Source organism: Cellulomonas triticagri, from assembly GCF_003696205.1.
Lineage (GTDB): Bacteria > Actinomycetota > Actinomycetes > Actinomycetales > Cellulomonadaceae > Cellulomonas > Cellulomonas triticagri.
The window spans coordinates 1-3,045 of sequence record NZ_RFFI01000216.1 but is presented as its reverse complement, the minus strand read 5'-3'; the positions used below and the strand labels follow the sequence as shown (position 1 = coordinate 3,045).

Below are 3,045 nucleotides of genomic sequence, written 5' to 3'. Positions count from 1 at the left end.
AGCCCCGGCGCCACGGCGTCCACGGCGACGTCGTCCGGCTCCGCGGCGTGCACGCCCGCGACCACCGGGCGCACCAGGCGGTCCAGCACCCGCCGTCCGGCGCGCGTCCGGACCAGGGAGCCGAGCGACCCGCCGGGCGCCGTGCCGACCGAGGCGGGCAGCAGCCGGTCGACCGAGGCGCGCAGCGACCCGAGCGCCCCGATGGTGCGCCGCACGTCCGGCGCCCACGGGTCCGCCGGGATGCCGAGCAGACCGGTCCGGGGCAGCGGGCCGGCGCCGTGCGGCAGCCGCACCCAGGCGCCGTGCGGGGACGGGGTGACGACCCGGTCGGACAGGCCGAGCTCGTCGGCCAGGGCCGCGACGGAGCCGCCCCGGGTCGCGAACGACTCCGCGCCGGCGTCCAGCCGCAGCCCGTCGACCTCGTGCACGCCCACGACCCCGCCCGCGGTCCGCCACGCCTCGACGACCAGCGGCCGCAGCCCCGCCAGGGCGAGCTCGCGCGCCGCGACCAGCCCGGCGACGCCTCCCCCGACGACGAGCGCGTCGTGGACCTCACCGGTGCCGGAGGTGCTCGTCGGCGCCGCGTCGGGCCGGGTCTCGGACATGCGGATCTCCTGCTCGCTCGTGGCGGACGTGCTCCCTGGGCCCAGGGTGCCGGTCCGGAGGACCTGCGTGAGTGGGACCTTCCGGCCCCACCGGTCAGAGCGTGTGCACGAGGGAGACCACCCGGGTGAGCACCTCGGGGTCGGTCTCCGGCGGCACGCCGTGGCCGAGGTTCACGACGTGCCCGGGGGCGGACTCCCCGCGCGCGACGACGTCGCGGACGTGCGCCTCCAGCACCGGCCACGGCGCCGCGAGCAGCGCGGGGTCGATGTTGCCCTGCACGGGGACGCGGCCGTCCAGGCGCCGCACCGCCTCGTCCAGGCCGATGCGGTGGTCGACCCCGACGACGTCCGCGCCGACGTCGCGCATCGCGGCCAGCAGCTCGCCGGTCCCGGTGCCGAAGTGCACGCGCGGCACCCCCAGGTCGGCGACGTGCGCCAGCGCCCGCGTGGACGCCGGGGCGACGCGCGCCGTGTAGTCGGCCAGCGACAGCGACCCCGCCCAGGAGTCGAACAGCTGCGCCGCGCTGGTGCCCGCGAGCACCTGCGCCCGCAGGAACGTGCCGGTCACGTCGGCGGCCCACTCGGTCAGCGCCCGCCACGTCTCCGGGTCGGCGTGCATGAGCGTGCGCGCGGCCAGGTGGTCCCGGGACGGCCGCCCCTCGACGAGGTAGGCGGCCAGCGTGAACGGGGCGCCCGCGAAGCCGATCAGCGGGGTCGCGCCCAGCGCCGCGGTGGTGAGCCGCACGGCCTCGGTGACCGGGGCCAGCACCTCCGGGGTCAGCGACTCGGCGGGGTGCTCGGCGCGCAGCCGGGCGACGTCGTCCGCCGTGCGCACCGCGGACCCCATGACGGGGCCGACGCCGGGCTGGATGTCCACGTCCACGCCCGCGAGCCGCAGCGGGATCACGATGTCCGAGAAGAAGATCGCCGCGTCGACGTCGTGGCGACGCACCGGCTGCAGCGTGATCTCGGACGCCAGGTCCGGGGTCAGGCACGCGTCGAGCATCGCGGTGCCCCGGCGGGCCTCCCGGTACTCGGGCAGCGAGCGGCCCGCCTGGCGCATGAACCACACCGGGCGACGCGAGGGCGTGCGGCCCCGGTAGGCGGCCAGCAGCGGCGCGTCGGCGGTGCGGCCGTCGACCAGCGGGTGGTCGGCGGGCAGGCCGGTGCCGTCCGGGTGCGAGGGCAGGGCGGGGTCGGTGGGCGCGGGGACGCGTGACGAAGTCGACATCCCTGCGATTGTGCCCCCTCTTCCCTGGAGTGATTAAATTCTGGGCGTGGTGATGCTGTCTCTGGTGGCCAGCCATCACGACCTCGACCTGTCCGTGCTGGAGCGGCTGTCCGCCGACACGCACGCCGTCGGACGGGAGATCGTGACGGGCTGCGCGTCGATCTCGGGAGCGGTCGTCCTGGCGACCTGCAACCGGTTCGAGCTGTACCTCGACGTCGAGGACGCAGCCGACGCCGAGGCCGCCCGCGACGCCGTCGCCGCCACCGTGGCCACCCGCTCCGGGTACCCCGTCGAGCGCGTCTCCGCCGCCCTGGACCCCGCCACCGGCCCTCGTGTCGTCGAGCACCTGTTCGCCGTCGCCTCCGGGCTGGAGTCCATGGTCGTGGGGGAGCGGGAGATCGCCGGGCAGGTCCGCCGCGCGCTCACCGCCGCCCGCCGCGACGGCACCACCACCTCCGACCTGGAGGGCCTGTTCCAGGCCGCCTCCCGCGCGTCGCGGGCCGTCGAGCACGGCACCGGCCTCGGCGCCGCGGGCCGCTCCGTCGTGGGCGTCGCGCTCGACCTGGTCGAGGACGGGCTGCCCGCCTGGGCCGACGTCCGCTGCCTGCTCATCGGGACCGGCTCCTACGCCGGGGCCAGCCTCGCCGCCCTCAAGGCCCGCGGCTGCGCCGACGTCGTCGTCTACTCCGCGTCCGGCCGGGCCGGGCAGTTCGCCGCCCAGCGCGGCGTCACCGCCGCCACGGCCGACCTCGCCGCCAGCCTCGCGGGCGTCGACCTGGTCGTCGCGTGCAGCGGCGCCTCTGGCGCGGTGCTCGACGTGGACGCGCTCATCCGCGCGCGCTCGGCGGAGGCGTCCCTCGGCGCCCGCCCGCTCGCCGTCCTCGACCTCGCGCTCCAGCACGACGTGGACCCCGCCGTCGGCGACCTGCCCGGCGTCCGGCTGGTCAGCCTCACCACGCTGGCGGAGTCCGCGCCGGACGGGCACTCCGCCACGGTCGCCGAGGCGCGCACCCTCGTCGCCGAGCAGGCCGACGCCTACGAGCGCGCGCAGCGCACCCGGCAGTGGAACCCGCCCGTCGTCGCCGAGCGGCGCCGGGTGCTGGAGGACCTCGCCACCGCCGCCGAGGGGCTGGACGAGCGCGCCGCGCGCTCGCTGCGCCGCCGCACCCGCTCGGCGCTGCACGGACCGACCGTCCGGGCGCGCGCGGC

At 77.9% G+C, this 3,045-nt stretch carries 3 protein-coding genes; 1 reads left to right on the top strand and 2 read right to left on the bottom strand.

Annotation, left to right across the window (positions count from 1 at the left end):
- Positions 1 to 605 (bottom strand): FAD-dependent oxidoreductase (locus EBM89_RS20180; protein ID WP_158609738.1); only part of this gene is annotated, 605 nt, incomplete at its 3' end.
- 94 nt (positions 606 to 699) lie between these two features.
- A complete protein-coding gene (gene hemE, locus EBM89_RS20175) occupies positions 700 to 1,836 on the bottom strand; it encodes a uroporphyrinogen decarboxylase (protein WP_122151360.1) in 1,137 nt (378 codons plus the stop codon).
- A 52-nt stretch (positions 1,837 to 1,888) separates the two neighbouring features.
- On the opposite strand from hemE, the gene EBM89_RS20170 reads away from it, so the two are divergent.
- A partial coding sequence (locus EBM89_RS20170) for a glutamyl-tRNA reductase (RefSeq protein ID WP_122151361.1) occupies positions 1,889 to 3,045 on the top strand: 1,157 nt, incomplete at its 3' end.

Excerpts from the sequence above, each read along its gene's own strand:
- hemE (WP_122151360.1), bottom strand. The coding sequence starts at position 1,836 with ATGTCGACTTCGTCACGCGTCCCCGCGCCCACCGACCCCGCCCTGCCC.